Raw genomic sequence first — 15,876 nt, 5'->3', positions numbered from 1 at the left:
ACCGTATCAAGTCGGCTTCACACCCATGCGGCGCATGATGAACCACTGCTGGGCGATGGACAGTAGGTTGGACCAAGTCCAGTAAATCACCAGACCGGCGGGGAAGCTGGCCATCATGTAGGTGAAGATGAAGGGCAGCAGCATCATCACCTTCTGCTGCACCGGGTCCGGGTTGGCCGGGTTCATCTTCTGCTGCAGCCACATGGTGGCACCCATCAGCAGTGGCCAGATGCCGATATGCAGCATGCTGGGCGGGTCCCACGAGATCAGACCGAACAGGTTGAACAGCGTCGTCGGATCGGCGGCGGACAGGTCATGGATCCAGCCATAGAAGGGCGCATGGCGCATTTCGATGGTGACGTACAGGACCTTGTACAGCGCGAAGAACACAGGAATCTGAAGCAGGATAGGCAGGCAGCCGGCCAGCGGATTGGCCTTCTCCTCTTTATAGAGCTTCATCATCTCCATGGAGAGGGCTTCGCGGTTGTCGCCGTGCTTCTTCTTCAGCTCTTCCATCTTGGGCTGAAGCTTCTTCATCTTCGCGAACGCCTCATACTGCTTGTTCGCGATGGGGAAGAATGCCAGACGCAGGAAGACGGTGAAGACCAGAATGGCGATACCGAAATTGCCGATGGTCACGCCCAGCCAGTCCAGACCATGGAAGAATGGCTTGGTCAGGAAATAGAACCAGCCCCAGTCAACGGCATAATCCAGGCTGTCGATGCCCAGCTTGTCATTATACTCGTTCAGCAGACCCACGATCTTGGCACCCGCAAACAGGCGGTGCGTCGTCTCGGCGGCGGCACCGGCGGCAACCGTCACGGCCGGGGCCTTGTAGTCGATCTGATAGATGTCGGTGGCAGCCTTCTGGTGCAGGACACGCAGGTCGGTGGTCTGCGTCTGATCGGGGATCAGGCCGACCAGCCAATACTTATCCGTGATGCCGATCCAGCCGCCCGTGGAGGACAGGTTGATGATCTTACCGTCATCCTTCAGATCGTCGTACTTATATTCCTTCAGGGTGCCGTCAACGATGGCCAGCGGCCCTTCATGCAGGACGTAGGTCCCTTCCACCTTCGGCGTGCCACGGCGCTGCACGAACCCATAGGGGTTCAGGGCCACGGGTGCCCCGGTTTCGTTACGCACGCGCTGCGTCACCGTGAACATGTAATTGGCGTCGATGGCGAAGGTCCGCTCAAACACCAGACCAGCCCCATTGTCCCAGGACAGGGTGACCGGGCTGTCGGGCGTCAGTGTATTGGCGCTGGCGGTCCACACCGTATCGGCCTTGGGCAGGGCCACGGTATCGCCGGCATTGGCAGCGACCCAGCCGAACTCGGCGTAATAGGGATGCTCGGTCCCAACCGGGGCCAGCAGCACCACTTCCGGGCTGCTCTTGTCCGGCGTGGTCCTGTACTTGGCCAGCGTCAGGTCATCCACCCGACCGCCGCGCAGGTTGATCGACCCGTGCAAGCTGGGGGTGGAGATGGTGACACGGCCCGTCTCGGCCAGGACACTGGCGCGGTCGCGCACAGCCGGCACAGCGCCATCACCGGTGATGCCAGGTGCGGTGCCCGGCACGGCCGGCGGGGCCTGTTCGGCCATCAGCGCCTGCTGGCGCTGCGCCTCGGCCTGCGCCGCCAGCTGACGCGGACGCTCATAGAAGTAGTGGAACCCGAACAGGATCGCGATGGAGATCACGATGGTCAGGACAAGGTTCTTCTGATCCGTCATGGGTGCTTGGTCCAGGTTCCGAATTCAATGGCCGGTTACATACCGGGATCGCGCCCGGTTGGTCACATGAAAACGGCGGGCGATCAATGCCCGCCGCAACATTTCTCATTCCGGGGGTGCCCCGGATGGCGGGGCGGCACCGGGTCATACCCGTCACCACCCCAGGGATGACAGCGCGCCAAGCGCCGCAGGGTCAGCCAACCGCCCCGCAATGCCCCATGCGCCGCCAGTGCTTCCAGCGCGTAATGTGAGCATGAGGGGTGAAATCTGCAACGGGGCGGCCCCATCATCGGCCGGATGACCCAGCGGTAGAAATGCACAAAAGCCCGGAGCAGCCAAGCCGCCGGGCTCATGCGTTTTCATCCTTCGCCAGGACCGATTCGGCCTGCGCCGCTTCCCGCTTGCCCTTCCACAACCGCAGCTTCTTCAAAGCCTGGGTGAGGTCAGCCTTCAGGTCGGCATAGGGCCGGCGCACCGTTTCCGCCCGCGCCACCAGCACGAAATCGTGCCCGGGGGTGGCATTGGGGGCCAGCACCTCGGCCAGCGCCGCGCGCAGACGACGACGGGCGCGGTTGCGTTCAACCGCACCCCCCACCTTCTTGCTGGCCGTCAGACCGATCCGCACCGGCGGTTCGCCGGGATTGGGGTGCTGCCGCTCATCATGGGCGCGGGCCTGAAGAACCAGACCCGGCGTGGCCCATTTGCGACGGGCGCCCGCGACGGCCAGGAATTCCGGCCGTCTGGTCAGGCGCCCCACCTTGGATTTGGGAGGCGCCATGCCGGTAACCTTAGGCGCTCAGCTTCTTGCGGCCCTGGGCGCGGCGCTTATTGATGATGTTGCGGCCGGCGGCGGTGGCCATGCGGGCGCGGAAACCATGACGGCGGGCGCGCACGATCTTGGACGGCTGAAAAGGACGCTTCACGGTACTTACTCCGGTCTTGGAACTGCTGACGTCTAAAACGAAGCGCGTTCTATAGTGGTGAAGGGGTAAGGAGTCAACGGGGGACAGGGGTTACGGCTGCAACCCTGCCCTTCCGCCGTTCCGGACAGGTTTAGTAGCCCGGCGGGCGCTTGGCGGTGACCACCTTCTTGGGCAGGGCGAATTCCGACTTCTGCGCAGCATAGGCGACAGCGATGCGCGCGCCCACCTTGGCATTGTTCAGCAGCAGGGCGCGGTTGGCGGCCAGACTGGCCCCACCCGTCAGTTCTTCCATGCGCTTCAGCAGGAAGGGCGTCAGCGCCTTGCCGCGCACGCCCTGCGCTTCGGCCTCACCCACGGCCTGGGCGATGGCGGCTTCCACCGCCTCGGCATCCAGGGCGGCGTCATCGGGGATCGGCACGCCGATCACGACGCCACCGCCCAGGCCCAGCTGCCACTTTGCGCGCAGGACACGGGCCGCCTCTTCCGCCGAATCACAGCGCCCATCGACGGGCAGCGGCAGGGACGCCGTGTAAAAGGCAGGGAAACGGTCGGTGCCAAAGCCGATGACCGGCACGCCCTTGGTTTCCAGATATTCCAGGGTACGCGGCAAATCCAGGATGGCCTTGGCCCCCGCACAGACCACGGCCACATCGGTCGCCGCCAGTTCTTCCAGGTCGGCGGAAATGTCCAGGGTGGTCTCCACCCCGCGATGCACGCCGCCGATGCCGCCCGTGGCGAACACCGCGATGCCGGCCAGGGCCGCACCGATCATGGTGGCAGCGACGGTCGTGGCACCGTCCGCACCCTGGGCCAAGGCGACGGGCAGGTCGCGGCGGCTGACCTTGCGCACGCCCGGCTGGGCCAGACGCTCAATATCCTCTGCATCCAGACCGACACGGATGCGGCCATCCAGCACGGCGATGGTGGCGGGCACCGCCCCTTCGGCGCGGATGGCGGCTTCCAGCGCCTTGGCCGTCTCTACATTGGCGGGATAGGGCAGACCATGGCTGATCACGGTCGATTCCAGCGCCACGACGGCCTTGCCGGCCTTCAACGCCGCCGCCACTTCGGGATGAATGGAGAGGAAGTCCTGCATGGCACCGGCCCTTGGATTTCAAATCGGCGCGGAGAATGCAACGCCACGGGCACAGCGCGCAACGCCGCCCACCGGCGGGGCCGCCATGCGCCCATGACCGGGGTTCTGGCGACCTGCGAACGAGCGTGCTAAAACCACTCCATCAATCAAGCAATCGCGCGCCCAAAGCGCCGCCGGAGAGGAATGACCGAAGATGCCCATGCCCAGCCAGTTCAAGGGAAAGCTGTCGCTGCCCGTCATCGCGTCACCCATGTTCATTGTCTCCTATCCCGAACTGGTCCTGGCCGAATGCAAGGCCGGCATCGTCGGCACCTTCCCCAGCCTGAATGCGCGCCAGCCGGAAGTGCTGGATGAATGGCTGACCAAGATCACGGGCGAACTGGCCGACTACGCCGCCGCCAACCCGGACAAGCCGGTGGCCCCGTTCGGTGTGAACCTGATCGTGCATCGCTCTAACACCCGCCTTCAGGGTGATGTGGAACTGATGGTGAAGCACAAGGTGCCGCTGATCATCACCTCGGTCGGGGCGCCAGTGGGCATTGTCGAGGCGGTGCATTCCTATGGCGGGCTGGTCTTCCACGACGTCACCAATATCCGCCACGCCCGGAAGGCGATTGAGGCGGGGGTGGACGGCCTGATCCTGGTCGCCGCCGGGGCCGGCGGTCATGCCGGCACCATGTCGCCCTTCGCGCTTCTGTCGGAGGTGCGGGAATTCTTCAGCGGTACCATCGTGCTGGCCGGGGCCATGTCATCGGGCGCGCAGGTGCGTGCGGCAGAGGTGCTGGGGGCCGACTTCGCCTATATCGGCACCCGATTCATCGCGACTGCCGAGGGCAATGCGCCCGACGCCTATAAGCAGATGATCATCGACCATACGGGTGCGGACATCGTCTATACGCCGATGTTCAGCGGCATTCCTGGCAATTATCTGGCCCCCAGCGTCGCCGCCAACGGCATCGACGTCAATGCCATTTCCGGCGGTCAGGCCGATCCCAACCTGTCCATCGAGGATTGGTCGAAGAAGAAGGCCTGGAAGGATATCTGGTCCGCCGGCCAGGGCATCGGCACCATTCATGACGCCCCGCCCGTCGCCGAACTGGTGGCCCGTATGAAGGAAGAGTACCGCGCCGCCGCCGCCATCCCCGCTGATTACGTGTGACCCTTTGGCGGGGCGAGCGGGTCCGGGCTGGACGCTGGGGTGAAAGCCGGCCACAGTCGGGCCGGTTTCCAAGGCAGCAGCAGAGCATGACCAGCCCCACCCCGATTGACCCGATCCGCCTTCTCGCCTCCGTCGGCCACGACCTGAAGCAGCCGTTCCAGGCCATGCGCCTGTTCCTTAACCTGCTGCAGATGAAGCTGACCGACCCGAAACAGGCGGAACTGGCCAACCGGCTGGAAGAAGCGTTGGAGATCGGGGCGGCCCAGATGGATCAGGTGCTGACGCTGGCATCATTGGCCAGTGGCAGCGCCAAACTGCACCTGGAACAGGTGCCGCTAGGGCCACTCCTAGCCCGTGTCACGGGCGAACTGGCGGAACGGGCGGCCCAGGTTGGGCGGCCCATACGACTTGTCCAATCCAGTCTGGTGGTCAAAACCGATCCCGTCATGCTGGACCGGCTGCTGCGTGCCCTGATTGAGAATGCCATCACCCATGGCGCGCCCGGCACCCGCATCCTGGTGGGCGTCCGCCGGGCGGATGGCCCCACCCTGCTGGTGGCCGACGATGGGGAGGGCATCCCGGCGGATCAACACGCGCTGGTTATGGAACCGTGCGGACGGCTGGAGCGGCCAGGGCCAGCACGGCGGGGCCTGGGGCTGGGCCTGACGCTGTGCCACCATATCGCCCACCGGCTGGGCCACGAATTCACGCTGGGCGGCGTCAGGGGACTGACCGCCGCCTTGCGCTTTTGAAGTATCAGGCGATCACGAACCAGTCTGCACCGGCGTCGTAACGCAGGGTGAGTCCGTCGGGGATGATGATCTTGTAATCATTGGCGGTATCGTACAGGCCATCATTGTTCAGGTCGATGACCAGATGACCGTCAATCTGCGCGACATTGGTAACACCCGCCTGCAGGAAGGTCGGAACAACGATATTCGCCGTCAGCGCCGACAGGGCAACCCCACCGATGCGCAGCAGCGATTCGGATGCGGCGTCGAAATCCAGCCTCTCCCCAGCCTTGGCATCGACCAACAGGTCCTGATCCCCGGCAACCAGGGCAGCACTGGTAAAGACAAACCGGTCATTGCCGCTGCCGCCCGACATGACATCAGACCCGGCACCACCATCAATAACGTCGTCGCCCTTGCCAGCGATGATCACATCGGTCCCGGCCCCCGCCCGGATCGTGTCGGCACCAGCGCCCGTGACGAACAGGTCATTGCCAGCAGTGCCCGACAGCTTGTCGGCAAACATCGTGCCCGGAATCGGCTGCAGGTCCAGCCCGCGCACCGCATCCACGGCTTCGCGACCCAGATCGACCACCAGATCCACGATAGACGGCACCAAGACCTGGGTGATGGAATTCACCACGGCCTCGCCGACCCAATCATACTTGGCCATTGCTCGGCCCCCCTCTTCTTGTCAGCCTTCCGGCCTTACCGGTCGCCGGACGCTAGCATGGGCATCATGACACAGGTGTGATGGCCACCACAGAAATTGAATTATGTTCAATGTTGACGGGCAGGCCTGCGGGCGGCATCGCTGTGCCGCTCTTGCCGAAAGTTCGCACCCCATGGCCCAGCGCTGGAAAATCACCGTCGAATTCAATGGCAGCCCCTTTTTGGGCTGGCAGCGGCAGGACCACGGTCCGTCTGTCCAAAGCTGCCTGGAAGAAGCCGTGCGCCGCTTCGCCCAGGAAACCGTGACGGTTCATGCGGCAGGGCGCACAGACAGCGGCGTGCATGCCACCGGCATGGTAGCCAGCTTTGACCTGGAAAAGCCGGTCAGCGCCGAGAAGGTGCGCGACGCCCTGAACTATCACCTGAAGCCCAACCCCATCGCGGTGTTGAAGGCAGAGGCGATGGAGGGTGATTTCCATGCCCGCTTTACCTGCATCGGGCGGGCCTATCTGTACCGCATCACCAACCGGCGGTCGCCGCTGGCGCTGGATGCCGGGCGGTCCTGGCTGGTCTCCCATCCGCTGGATGCCGATGCCATGCATGCGGCGGCCCAGCGGCTGATCGGCCGGCATGATTTCACCAGCTTTCGCGCCTCGCTGTGTCAGGCAGCCAGCCCCGTGAAGACCCTGGCGGAATTGTCGGCGACGCGGGTGGGGGAGGAAATCCACATCGTCGCCCGCGCCCGGTCCTTTCTGCACCATCAGGTGCGCAACATGGTCGGCACCTTGAAGATGGTGGGCGAAGGGCGCTGGACCGCCGATGATGTGCAGGCAGCGCTGGAGGCCCGCGACCGGTCGGCGGCGGGACAGACCGCCCCCGCTGACGGCCTGTACTTCACCCGCGCCTTTTACCCCGGCGATGAATTCCCCGAACCCATCAGCGAGGGTCCCAGCACCCCATCCTCCACCAACGGGTAAGAAGACGCGTCCGGCAACTGATAGTGCCACCATTCATAGGCGTAATGCTGCCACCCCGCCGCCGCCATGATACCCAGCAGCAGGGCGCGGTTACGCTGCGCCTCCACAGGGATGCTGGTATCGGCATGCCAGGCGATGGGGCGCATATCGTCGAAACCCGTTCCCATCTCCAGCACCGTGCCATCCGCCTGGGCCAGTGTCAGGTCGATGGCGACACCGCGCCCATGGCTGGACCCGACGCGCGGATCGGCAATGAAGGTCGGGTCGGGCAGCACGTTCCACAACGCCCATTGCGCCGCCGGCGGGCGATAGCCGTCAAAGACATGCAACCGCAGCCCCTGTGCCGCCGCCAGCCGGATGGCCCGCGCCAATGCCGTCGCAGCATCGGGGTGCAGCAGACAGATCGGTCGCGCGAAGATCGGCCTTCCCGTCAGATTCTCCGCCGTGGCATAGCGAAGATCGAGATCGACATCGAAGGTCGGCAGGGCAATGGTGACGAACCGCATGGTTCACCCTTGTTGTTGCTGTAACGACCTTTATACCAACAGCGTTAGATTTCGGCGCATGCTGTTGGAGGCTGGAGACTGCCTGCCCGCGACCGCGTGATCGCGTAAGCCAAGCCGCCGGACGGCGGCGCCCGGCGTTTGAGGGAACAGATGAAGCGAAGCGAAAGAGCATGATCACGCTTGGCCTGGATACGGCGACCAGCGCTTGTGCCGTCGCCCTGTGGGATGCCGCATCGGGCCGCACGCTGGCGGTCCGTGCGGAGATGATGCAGCGCGGGCTGGCCGAAAAGCTGGTGCCCATGGTGCAGGAAACCATGGCGGCGGCCGGTATCGGCTTTGCCGACCTGTCGCGCATCGGCGTGACGGTGGGACCCGGCACCTTCACGGGCCTGCGCGTGGGCCTTGCCGCCGCGCGCGGTTTCGCCTTGGCCGCCAATTGTCCGCTGGTCGGGGTGACGACGCTGGAGGCGGCGGTGCATGGCCTGGATGATGATATCCGTGCCGGCCACACGCTGCTGGCTGCCATTGAAAGCCGGCGCGATGACCTGTTCCTGCAGCCCTTCACCGCCGCTCTGATACCTCTGGACGAACCGGCGGATGTGCTGCCTGCCGACCTGCCCGCCTATGCTGCCGCGCACCTGCCCGCAGGCCCCCTGCTGATTGTCGGCGATGCCGCCGCACGGACGGCGCAGGCGCTGGGCGCTTGGAATGGCAACGTGGCGATTCGGGAGACGACGGGGGCCGCCGAGGCGCTGGCCACCGCGCGCATCGCGGCGCTTCAGCATCAGGACGGCATCGCGGCCCGCATCGCCGATCCCTTCTACCTGCGCCCGCCGGACGTCACCCTGCCGAAGCAGAGCTGAGACATGGCGGCGAAGATCGAAATCGTTGCCGCCCGCATCGCGCATGCTGATGTGATGGCCGCCCTGCATGGCTTGGCCTTCGCCGACCCCGCCCTGTCAGGCCCAGCCTGGGACGCGCCCGCCTTCGCGGCGTTCCTGGTCACGCCCAGCATTGCGGGTTTCATCCTGATGGAGGACGGTCTGCCCCGTGCCCTGTCCCTATGGCGGCAGGTGCTGGACGAGGGGGAACTGCTGACCATCGGCACCACCCCCGGTGCGCGCGGCCGCGGGCTGGGTGCCATGTTGCTGCGCCATGGCCTGATCCGGCTGAAAGAAAACGGAGTCGCCCGCGTCTTCCTAGAAGTAGCGGTTACCAATACAGCGGCGCAGTCGCTTTATGCTTCCAACGGCTTCACGAATGCCGGCCGGCGGCGCGGTTATTATCAACATGCTGGGCAGTCAATTGACGCAAACGTCATGGTAATTGACTTGGCCTAGGCCTTATTGGTTAAGGCTTCTTGACCAAAAGCCGCTGAACCCCGTCAGGACTCGCGGGATTCTCCGGTTGCGGATCAGCAACGACATAGCCGTGTTCCCGTAGACTGGCTGGAACATTGCGCGAAGGTTCGCCAAAATTCATACGCACTTCAAGGATTTGGCCGGAATTGAGCCGCTCCACGGCAAGTTTCGTGCGCACGAATGTCATAGGACAGACAAGCGAGGTGATGTCCAGGAACTGGTCTGCTATGTTTTCCACGATGCTCGATTCCTTTGAAGACGTACCAAATCGATATTGCATGATGTTCAGATAAGACTTATATCACCATCGAGTTTCTTGGTTGGAGCAATCATACATGACCAACGCATCGTCCTCGCCCGAACTTTTGTCTCTCACGACCGAAATCGTCGCGGCCCATGTTTCCAACAATACAGTCGCAATCAACGATCTTCCGGGTTTGATTGATCAGGTTTACCGCGCCTTGTCGAACATCGGCACGGAGCCGGTGGTTCAGAGCGAGAAGCCGCAGCCGGCAGTCGCCATCAAGAAGTCCGTGACGCCCGAGTATATTGTTTGCCTGGAAGATGGAAAGAAGCTGAAAATGCTGAAGCGCCATCTCAAGACAGCATACAATATGTCGCCGGAAGAATATCGTGAGCGTTGGGGCCTGCCGCCGGACTACCCGATGGTTGCACCGAACTATGCCAAGCAGCGTTCGCGTCTGGCCAAGCAGATTGGTCTGGGCACCCGTGCCCGCCGCGCCGGCGACGACGAGTAAAGATCGACAATTCCCGCCCCGGTGTGGAATGTTGACGGGACAAGGGGGCGGCCTGCGGGTCGCCCCCTTGTCTTTGGACGGGGCGATATTGACGTCCCAACCAATGTGATTTGCGCATGGCACCACGGCGAACCTACCCGCGAGCCCGCTATATCTTTGAAAGTTGCGGGACAAGGGCATGAAACTTTCGTGATTGGCCCCTGCATTGTGATGCAGTGGGTTGACCGGCCCGCGTCGCTTCGTGTTATGCCAATGGGCGTGGCGGCGACCGTGGCACCCAGACTTCGTGAAAGACGGAGAGGGCGGCAGGAACGGCCGCAGCCGACAAATGCCGGCGACCCAGAATATGTGAGAGCATGGCTGACATCTTTTCCACCGAAGCCCTGATTTCCGGCGAAATCCGTTCCGGCAATCTTGAGGTCCGCCTGGCGGAGACCGCCGCCGAAGTTGCAGCAGCACAGCGCCTGCGCTTCCGCGTCTTCTATGAGGAGATGGCGGCCAAGCCCACGGCAGAGATGATGGCTCAGCGGCGCGACTTCGACATGTTCGACACGCTGTGCGACCATCTACTGGTCATCGACCGCAGCCTGGGCGATGGCACCGACGCCGTGGTGGGCACCTATCGCCTGATCCGCCGGGCCACCGCAGCCCGCGCCGGTTCCTTCTACTCTTCCGACGAATATGACATCTCCCGGATTGAGGAATATCCGGGCGAGGTGCTGGAGTTGGGCCGGTCCTGCGTGGACGTAAATTACCGCAGCCGGGGCACGATGCAGCTGCTGTGGCGCGGTATCGCAGCCTATTCGGCCCATTACGATATCAAGCTGATGTTCGGCTGCGCTAGCCTGCCGGGCACCGACCCGAAGGCCCTGGCCCTGCCGCTTTCCTATCTCTACTACCATCATCTGGCACCGCCGGCCCTGCGCCCGGTGGCCCTGCCGCATCGTTATGTTGAGATGGCGATGATGGAGGAGCATGAGATCGATCCCCGCCGTGGCATCAATGAAGTGCCGGCCCTGATCAAGGGCTATCTACGGGTGGGCGGTTTCGTGGGCGAGGGCGCGGTGGTTGACCATCAGTTCAATACCACCGACGTTTCCATCGTCGTGAAGACCGACCTGATCACCGACAAGTACCTGCGCCATTATGAGCGCCGGGGCTCGTCCCTGATCTGATCATCGAAACCGGTACGGCGGGCGAACAGGATGAATATCGGCTCGACCCTGCTGGGCCTCACGCGGCTTACCCTTTATGCGCTTTTCACGCTGATCTGCATTCCGGTGCAGGTGGTGCTGCTGCGCGTGTCGCCGCAGGGGGCCGCCGCCCGTTTCCCGCGCTTCTACCACCGCATCTGCTGCCGCATCCTGGGTATTGAGGTCGTGGTGAAGGGGCAGCCCGCCAGCGATGCCGGACCCGTCCTGTTCATCGCCAACCATTCCTCCTATCTCGACATTCCGGTGCTGAGCACAATCGTGCCCGTCAGCTTCATCGCGAAGTCGGAAGTGAATGGCTGGCCGGTCTTCGGCCTGCTGGCACGGTTACAGCGCACCGTTTTCGTGGACCGTAACGCCCGGCATAAGGCCGATGAACAGCGCGACAGCATCCAAGGCCGTTTGCAGGCTGGCGACAGCCTTGTCCTGTTCCCGGAAGGAACCAGCAGCGACGGCAACCGCACCCTGCCCTTCAAGACAGCCCTGTTCGCCGTGGCCTCCACCCGGATCGGGGAACGGCCCCTGACCGTACAGCCGGTCAGCGTAACAGCGACCCATCTGGACGGTATCCCCCTGGGTTATGTCTGGCGTCAACTCTATGCGTGGTATGGCGACATGGAGCTGCCGCCACACCTGTGGCGCATGGTGCGCGCGGGCCGCCTGCGCATCGTCGTGGAGTTCCACGCCGCGCAGTCGCTGGACACCGTCGGCACCCGCAAGGCGCTGGCCGATATCTGCTGGCAGTCGGTGGCCCAGGGCGTGGAACGCGCCGTCACCGGTCGCGCGGCGTAAGCCTTTCCTTTACATCCGGCCATTCGCGATCCGTGATGGAGAAATAGACGGAGTGGCGCAGGCTGCCATCAGCCCGGACAACATGGTTGCGGAAGGTTCCTTCCTCCACAGCACCAATGCCCGCCAGGGCCGTGCGGGACTGCATATTGTTGCTGTCGGTCTTGAATTCCACACGGGCACAGCCCCAGACCTCGAACGCGTGACGGAGCATCAGGAACTTGGCGTCGCGGTTCAGGCCTGAACGCTGAAACCCCTTGCCCAGCCACGTAAAGCCGATCTCTACATGCCGATTGGTCCTGTCGATGGCCAGATAGCGGGTGGAGCCGGCAACACGACCCGTTGCCTGTTCGATGGTGACGAAGGGCAGCATCCGGCCCAACTGCTGTTCGGCCAGCGCGAAGGCGATCCAGGCGGCCATTTCATCTCGACTGCGCACCGGGGTCGGGTACCAGCGGAAAATATCCCCTTCCAACCCGACGGCACACAGCGCATCCAGATGCTCCACCCCCAGCGGCTCCAGCCGGGCGGTGCTGCCCGTCAGGGTCACGGGCGATGCATCGATACGGTTGAAATCATAGACGGGATAGGGACGGTCGGACATGGGGCACCGGTTCGGGGGAAAGCCACCAACAGCTTTCCCCCCACCATCCCTGTCCGGTCAATCAAGCCATTGTCCGGGAGACGAGATTCACGCCGCGTCCGCCACCGGCCCCGCCAGTCCAGCCAGGATCAGGGCGCCCATGGCGAGATGCTCCGCCGCCTTCACCGGTGACAGGTTGTAGAAGCCCTTCCAGGCCCCGGCTTGATCAACCTCCGCTTGGCCCGGATGCCCCAGGCGCCAATGGCGCTCCACGGCGGTGGCGATGATGCGGTCGGTGGAGATCAAGCCCGGCAGGCGCACGCTGCTGTGGACTGACAGCATCTCCGACACGGCCCACAGCGCTTCCACCGTCAATTGCCGGTATTCCGGGTTCATGATGCGGTCCAGCCGCGCCTCCACCTCGCGCGCGAAGTCGCGTTCGCCGGGGGTACGGTCGGCGCGCAGGGTGGCACTATCCAGGCGCATTTCCTGATGGCTGGGGTCGGCGATGATCACGCCGTCGCCATGACGCAGCAGGCCCCAGACCCGCTGGAAGAAGGCGTCCGGTACCGGCAGCAGCGTGCCCGTTGTATCGCGCCAGCCCCACCAGTCCCCACCGGTCAGCACAGTGGCCGTCCAGTAATCGCCCTCCATGGCGAATTCCGGCTGATCAACGGCGCTGCCCCGCGACAATACAGGCAGGCAGAAATCCCCCGTCATGCCGGGGCAGCGGGAGATCAGGCGGCGCAGCCGGGTCAGGATGGCATGCGGCCCCTCGCCCTTCAGCACCTCCAGACCCGCCGCATCCGACAAGCCGCGCTGGCGCGCCACGCTGCGCACCAGCAGGCCCAGAAGGTCCGCGGGACGCAGCGACAGAGTATAGCGGAAAAGGTCCGGGCTGGCCTTGATCAAGGTGCCGCTGAACAGCAGCATCTCCTCACGCAGCATCAGGGTGGCCGGATCGCCGCCGATGGTGGCCAGCCGGGCCGAGATGTCGGCATTGGCCAGCGGGCGGTCAACGGTACTGGCCCCCAGGATCACATGCTTCTGCCGGACCACGATCTCCTTCACCGCGTCCTGCAACCGCTCATCATGGCGGTTCAGCATATGGGCCAGGGGCCGCACGATGTCCCAGCGCCCGGCATGGCCGGCGGCGCGGTACATATCCTCCGCCCGCTGCCACAGCGGCACGCCACCTTCCGTCACGAAATCCCGGCCCTGCCGCTGCCACAGCAGGGTCAGCATCAGCAGATGCCAGTCGGCCCGGCGCTCACCCGTCAGCGACTTGGCGAGCCACGGCGTGTCCCCCTCCTCAATCCAGCGGCGATCCTCCCCGCCCGGCGGTGGTGCCTTGAAATCATAGGCATCATCGCCGGCCCAGGCGCGCACGGGACGGGCCGTGACAGGACAGGAGGGGGCAATCTGGTCAAAGCCGACGATGCGCGCCCCGCCATAGGCATCAATCAGGTCGCTGCCGCGCACGCACAGATCGGGCACGCGGCCCGACACCAGATCGGCCAAGGTCTTGGCCAACTCCGCAAAGCCTTCGCCCGCCGCCATGCCCTTGGACACGGGGAAGACCAGCAGCGGCGGTTTGGTGAAGGTCCAGGTGCGGTTGATATAGGCGATTTCAGACAGCAGCCGGTCGACCAGGAACCGGTGGTCATAGGTAAAATAGAACCCGTCCTGTTCATCGACAAAGGTGGGCACGATCACCGCCGGCTGCCCGGCAAAACGGAAGCCGCAGGCGGTAATCAGTGTGCCCAGCCGGCGCGGCGGCCGCCCCGACAGGCCCAGCGCCTCGCACCGACCCAGTTCAGCCAGGGCACCCACCAGCACATCGACATGGCAGATATTGATCGAGCCGCCAGCCTGCGCCAGCGTCGGACAAGTGACCCCCTGTTCCTTCAATTGTGCCCGGACCTTGTCATCCTCCGCCAGAACCACCAGACGCAGCGGCACTGGCGGCTTGGGCTTCAGCTTGGCCCGCCGGTTCAGCGGATCGACATCGCCCGGCGCCAGGAAACCCTCATCAATCAGCAGGCCCATGATGAACAGGCTCTGCGCCCAGAGCAGGGGCACATTCTCGTTCGGCACACGGGTCTGGCTGCCGGGATGGGCGCGTTCGGCCGCCACCGCCTCTTCCGGGACGATGAACAGTTCCGGCAGCAGGGCGTCACCGCCGCGCTCCACCAGCAGATTTTCCAGCTTTTCCCGCCAATGTGCCGCGTCACGGGCATCCCCCGTCAGCAGAGCCGTGACGTAGAAATAGGTGTAGAAAAGCGGCCATTCGCTTTCGATGCCGCGAAACCGCTCCAACTCGCCCGCCTCGTAATGCAGGCGGGAATGATCCTCCAGCACCGTCTGGTGCCCGTCGGTCAGGAAGCGTTTGCAGCCATAGGGGCCGGCCAGCTTGGTCAGGATCTCATTGCGCGTCCGCTCCACCAGATCGGGGGCATCCACGGCAAAGGCCGGCCAGCCGATAATCCCCAGCGTGGCTGCATCCACCTCCTTCGACCCGGATTCGCGCGGCAGCAGCGCCTCCACGGTAGCCCGTGCCCGCGCGATCTCATCCGGAACGGCGTGGATGACGGCCACGCGCCCCCCATCCTCCCCCAGCAGGTCCAGGCCCTGCATGGCCTCCATCGCGGCCTTGGCCATGCCGATGGAGCTGGCGTTCAGCTCCACGGCCCCATCATTGATCTTGCGCCCCCGCTCCCAGATACCGAAATCGGCGATGCGATAGGCGGGGCCGATGTAATGGACGAGGTTCTGGACAAACGCCACCTCGTCCATCGTGTAGATGACCGACATGCCCGACCGCGTCATCTGTGCCAGCATCAGCAGGAACAAGGAAGTAGCGTCGATCTGCAGATGGCCCCAGCCATCATCGGCGGCCACCGCCTCGCCGGTACTGGCGGAGTAGATGGCGTGCAGGCTGTCCAGCGGAGCCTGGGTATGCTTGAACCGCTCCACCTTGGCGGCCTGCCGCATCATGGCCTGCAACAGGCCGCGCATGGTCTTGACCACACCCTGTTCCAGAAGGCGGGCGCGGGCCGTGCTGTCGCCCCGGCGGCGATAGGCGAGCGACAGGGCCCAGGGGCCGATGATCGAATAGACGTTATCGCGCACCCAGGCATGGGTGTAATTGCCATGGACCGTGACCGCCGTGCTGGCCGGCAGCAAGCCCGTGATCGGATGCTGTCGTGACAGGATCACGCGGTTCACATGGTCGAACAGGCGGTCCAACGCGGTCTTCACCGCCTGCCCCCCCTGTTTGCCGATCCCCTTTGGCAATGGCGATTCCGGCATCTGACACCCCGTAACAAACATGCTGACTGCATACCCAATCAGAGTAACAGCGTTACACGTCCGC

18 protein-coding genes are annotated in these 15,876 nt (G+C 64.3%); 8 read left to right on the top strand and 10 right to left on the bottom strand.

Features of this window, described 5'->3' with window-relative positions; translation table 11 throughout:
* Positions 1-6: 6 nt before the first annotated feature.
* The 5 genes from yidC to ABC729_RS00990 all read right to left on the bottom strand — a co-directional run bounded on the left by yidC (position 7) and on the right by ABC729_RS00990 (position 3,753).
* Entirely contained in the window at positions 7-1,734 is a 1,728-nt protein-coding gene (gene yidC / locus ABC729_RS01010) for a membrane protein insertase YidC (protein ID WP_495605817.1), read from the bottom strand.
* Positions 1,735-1,817: 83 nt separating this feature from the next.
* The gene (gene yidD / locus ABC729_RS01005) at positions 1,818-2,087 is read right to left on the bottom strand and encodes a membrane protein insertion efficiency factor YidD (RefSeq protein WP_495605816.1); all 270 of its coding nucleotides are present in this window, start codon (positions 2,085-2,087) and stop codon (positions 1,818-1,820) included.
* Complete coding sequence (gene rnpA / locus ABC729_RS01000) at positions 2,084-2,512, bottom strand: ribonuclease P protein component (RefSeq protein ID WP_054165784.1); 429 nt, start codon at positions 2,510-2,512, stop codon at positions 2,084-2,086. Before rnpA ends, yidD begins: the two co-directional genes overlap by 4 nt.
* Positions 2,513-2,522: 10 nt before the next feature.
* Positions 2,523-2,657, bottom strand: a complete 135-nt coding sequence (gene rpmH / locus ABC729_RS00995) for a 50S ribosomal protein L34 (RefSeq protein WP_094456204.1) — start codon at positions 2,655-2,657, stop codon at positions 2,523-2,525.
* 130 nt (positions 2,658-2,787) lie between these two features.
* Positions 2,788-3,753: a pseudouridine-5'-phosphate glycosidase gene (locus tag ABC729_RS00990; protein WP_495605815.1), complete on the bottom strand. Its 966-nt coding sequence runs from the start codon at positions 3,751-3,753 to the stop codon at positions 2,788-2,790.
* Between the two features lie 193 nt (positions 3,754-3,946).
* Between ABC729_RS00990 and ABC729_RS00985 the strand changes: the two genes are divergently transcribed.
* A complete protein-coding gene (locus ABC729_RS00985) occupies positions 3,947-4,912 on the top strand; it encodes an NAD(P)H-dependent flavin oxidoreductase (RefSeq protein ID WP_495605814.1) in 966 nt (321 codons plus the stop codon).
* A gap of 86 nt (positions 4,913-4,998) precedes the next feature.
* A complete protein-coding gene (locus ABC729_RS00980) occupies positions 4,999-5,664 on the top strand; it encodes a sensor histidine kinase (RefSeq protein WP_495605813.1) in 666 nt (221 codons plus the stop codon).
* A 4-nt stretch (positions 5,665-5,668) separates the two neighbouring features.
* Here ABC729_RS00980 and ABC729_RS00975 read toward each other — a convergent pair whose 3' ends face one another.
* Positions 5,669-6,316, bottom strand: coding sequence for a calcium-binding protein (locus ABC729_RS00975; protein WP_495605812.1), 648 nt, complete (start codon positions 6,314-6,316; stop codon positions 5,669-5,671).
* A gap of 172 nt (positions 6,317-6,488) precedes the next feature.
* Between ABC729_RS00975 and truA the strand changes: the two genes are divergently transcribed.
* Positions 6,489-7,292, top strand: a complete 804-nt coding sequence (gene truA / locus ABC729_RS00970; protein ID WP_495608621.1) for a tRNA pseudouridine(38-40) synthase TruA — start codon at positions 6,489-6,491, stop codon at positions 7,290-7,292.
* Here the strand turns inward: truA and ddpX are convergent.
* The gene (ddpX, locus tag ABC729_RS00965; protein WP_495605811.1) at positions 7,223-7,798 is read right to left on the bottom strand and encodes a D-alanyl-D-alanine dipeptidase; all 576 of its coding nucleotides are present in this window, start codon (positions 7,796-7,798) and stop codon (positions 7,223-7,225) included. The two genes, truA and ddpX, sit on opposite strands and share 70 nt — an antisense overlap.
* A 170-nt stretch (positions 7,799-7,968) precedes the next feature.
* Between ddpX and tsaB the strand changes: the two genes are divergently transcribed.
* Together tsaB and ABC729_RS00955 are read left to right on the top strand one after the other, a co-directional pair.
* Positions 7,969-8,661 (top strand): tRNA (adenosine(37)-N6)-threonylcarbamoyltransferase complex dimerization subunit type 1 TsaB, encoded by a 693-nt coding sequence (gene tsaB / locus ABC729_RS00960; protein ID WP_495605810.1) that lies wholly within the window; start codon positions 7,969-7,971, stop codon positions 8,659-8,661.
* 3 nt (positions 8,662-8,664) lie between these two features.
* Positions 8,665-9,138: a GNAT family N-acetyltransferase gene (locus ABC729_RS00955; RefSeq protein WP_495605809.1), complete on the top strand. Its 474-nt coding sequence runs from the start codon at positions 8,665-8,667 to the stop codon at positions 9,136-9,138.
* Positions 9,139-9,148: 10 nt separating this feature from the next.
* Here the strand turns inward: ABC729_RS00955 and ABC729_RS00950 are convergent, their stop codons facing one another.
* Complete coding sequence (locus ABC729_RS00950) at positions 9,149-9,397, bottom strand: sulfurtransferase TusA family protein (protein WP_495605808.1); 249 nt, start codon at positions 9,395-9,397, stop codon at positions 9,149-9,151.
* A gap of 97 nt (positions 9,398-9,494) precedes the next feature.
* Here ABC729_RS00950 and ABC729_RS00945 point away from each other — a divergent pair, with 97 nt between their 5' ends.
* From ABC729_RS00945 to ABC729_RS00935, 3 genes are all read left to right on the top strand, one after another.
* Positions 9,495-9,917, top strand: a complete 423-nt coding sequence (locus ABC729_RS00945) for a Ros/MucR family transcriptional regulator (RefSeq protein WP_495605807.1) — start codon at positions 9,495-9,497, stop codon at positions 9,915-9,917.
* Positions 9,918-10,273: 356 nt separating this feature from the next.
* Positions 10,274-11,092 carry a GNAT family N-acetyltransferase gene (locus ABC729_RS00940; RefSeq protein WP_495605806.1) on the top strand — a complete coding sequence of 273 codons (819 nt, stop codon included), beginning with the start codon at positions 10,274-10,276 and terminating at the stop codon, positions 11,090-11,092.
* A 30-nt stretch (positions 11,093-11,122) separates the two neighbouring features.
* The gene (locus ABC729_RS00935) at positions 11,123-11,920 is read left to right on the top strand and encodes a lysophospholipid acyltransferase family protein (RefSeq protein WP_495605805.1); all 798 of its coding nucleotides are present in this window, start codon (positions 11,123-11,125) and stop codon (positions 11,918-11,920) included.
* Here the strand turns inward: ABC729_RS00935 and ABC729_RS00930 are convergent.
* Positions 11,901-12,521, bottom strand: coding sequence for a GNAT family N-acetyltransferase (locus ABC729_RS00930; protein ID WP_495605804.1), 621 nt, complete (start codon positions 12,519-12,521; stop codon positions 11,901-11,903). The genes ABC729_RS00935 and ABC729_RS00930 overlap by 20 nt on opposite strands.
* A gap of 87 nt (positions 12,522-12,608) precedes the next feature.
* A complete protein-coding gene (locus ABC729_RS00925) occupies positions 12,609-15,812 on the bottom strand; it encodes a glycoside hydrolase family 15 protein (protein ID WP_495605803.1) in 3,204 nt (1,067 codons plus the stop codon).
* Positions 15,813-15,876: the final 64 nt, after the last annotated feature.

Source organism: Niveispirillum sp. CC-CTL257, from assembly GCF_059489915.1.
The sequence above is the reverse complement of the archived record's forward strand: the minus strand, read 5'-3'. Positions and strand labels throughout refer to the sequence as shown.

Excerpts from the sequence above, each read along its gene's own strand:
- yidC (WP_495605817.1), bottom strand. The coding sequence starts at position 1,734 with ATGACGGATCAGAAGAACCTTGTCCTGACCATCGTGATCTCCATCGCG.
- yidD (WP_495605816.1), bottom strand. The coding sequence starts at position 2,087 with ATGAGCCCGGCGGCTTGGCTGCTCCGGGCTTTTGTGCATTTCTACCGC.
- rnpA (WP_054165784.1), bottom strand. The coding sequence starts at position 2,512 with ATGGCGCCTCCCAAATCCAAGGTGGGGCGCCTGACCAGACGGCCGGAA.
- ABC729_RS00990 (WP_495605815.1), bottom strand. The coding sequence starts at position 3,753 with ATGCAGGACTTCCTCTCCATTCATCCCGAAGTGGCGGCGGCGTTGAAG.
- ABC729_RS00985 (WP_495605814.1), top strand. The coding sequence starts at position 3,947 with ATGCCCATGCCCAGCCAGTTCAAGGGAAAGCTGTCGCTGCCCGTCATC.
- ABC729_RS00980 (WP_495605813.1), top strand. The coding sequence starts at position 4,999 with ATGACCAGCCCCACCCCGATTGACCCGATCCGCCTTCTCGCCTCCGTC.
- ABC729_RS00975 (WP_495605812.1), bottom strand. The coding sequence starts at position 6,316 with ATGGCCAAGTATGATTGGGTCGGCGAGGCCGTGGTGAATTCCATCACC.
- truA (WP_495608621.1), top strand. The coding sequence starts at position 6,489 with ATGGCCCAGCGCTGGAAAATCACCGTCGAATTCAATGGCAGCCCCTTT.
- ddpX (WP_495605811.1), bottom strand. The coding sequence starts at position 7,798 with ATGCGGTTCGTCACCATTGCCCTGCCGACCTTCGATGTCGATCTCGAT.
- tsaB (WP_495605810.1), top strand. The coding sequence starts at position 7,969 with ATGATCACGCTTGGCCTGGATACGGCGACCAGCGCTTGTGCCGTCGCC.
- ABC729_RS00955 (WP_495605809.1), top strand. The coding sequence starts at position 8,665 with ATGGCGGCGAAGATCGAAATCGTTGCCGCCCGCATCGCGCATGCTGAT.
- ABC729_RS00945 (WP_495605807.1), top strand. The coding sequence starts at position 9,495 with ATGACCAACGCATCGTCCTCGCCCGAACTTTTGTCTCTCACGACCGAA.
- ABC729_RS00940 (WP_495605806.1), top strand. The coding sequence starts at position 10,274 with ATGGCTGACATCTTTTCCACCGAAGCCCTGATTTCCGGCGAAATCCGT.
- ABC729_RS00935 (WP_495605805.1), top strand. The coding sequence starts at position 11,123 with ATGAATATCGGCTCGACCCTGCTGGGCCTCACGCGGCTTACCCTTTAT.
- ABC729_RS00930 (WP_495605804.1), bottom strand. The coding sequence starts at position 12,521 with ATGTCCGACCGTCCCTATCCCGTCTATGATTTCAACCGTATCGATGCA.
- ABC729_RS00925 (WP_495605803.1), bottom strand. The coding sequence starts at position 15,812 with ATGCCGGAATCGCCATTGCCAAAGGGGATCGGCAAACAGGGGGGGCAG.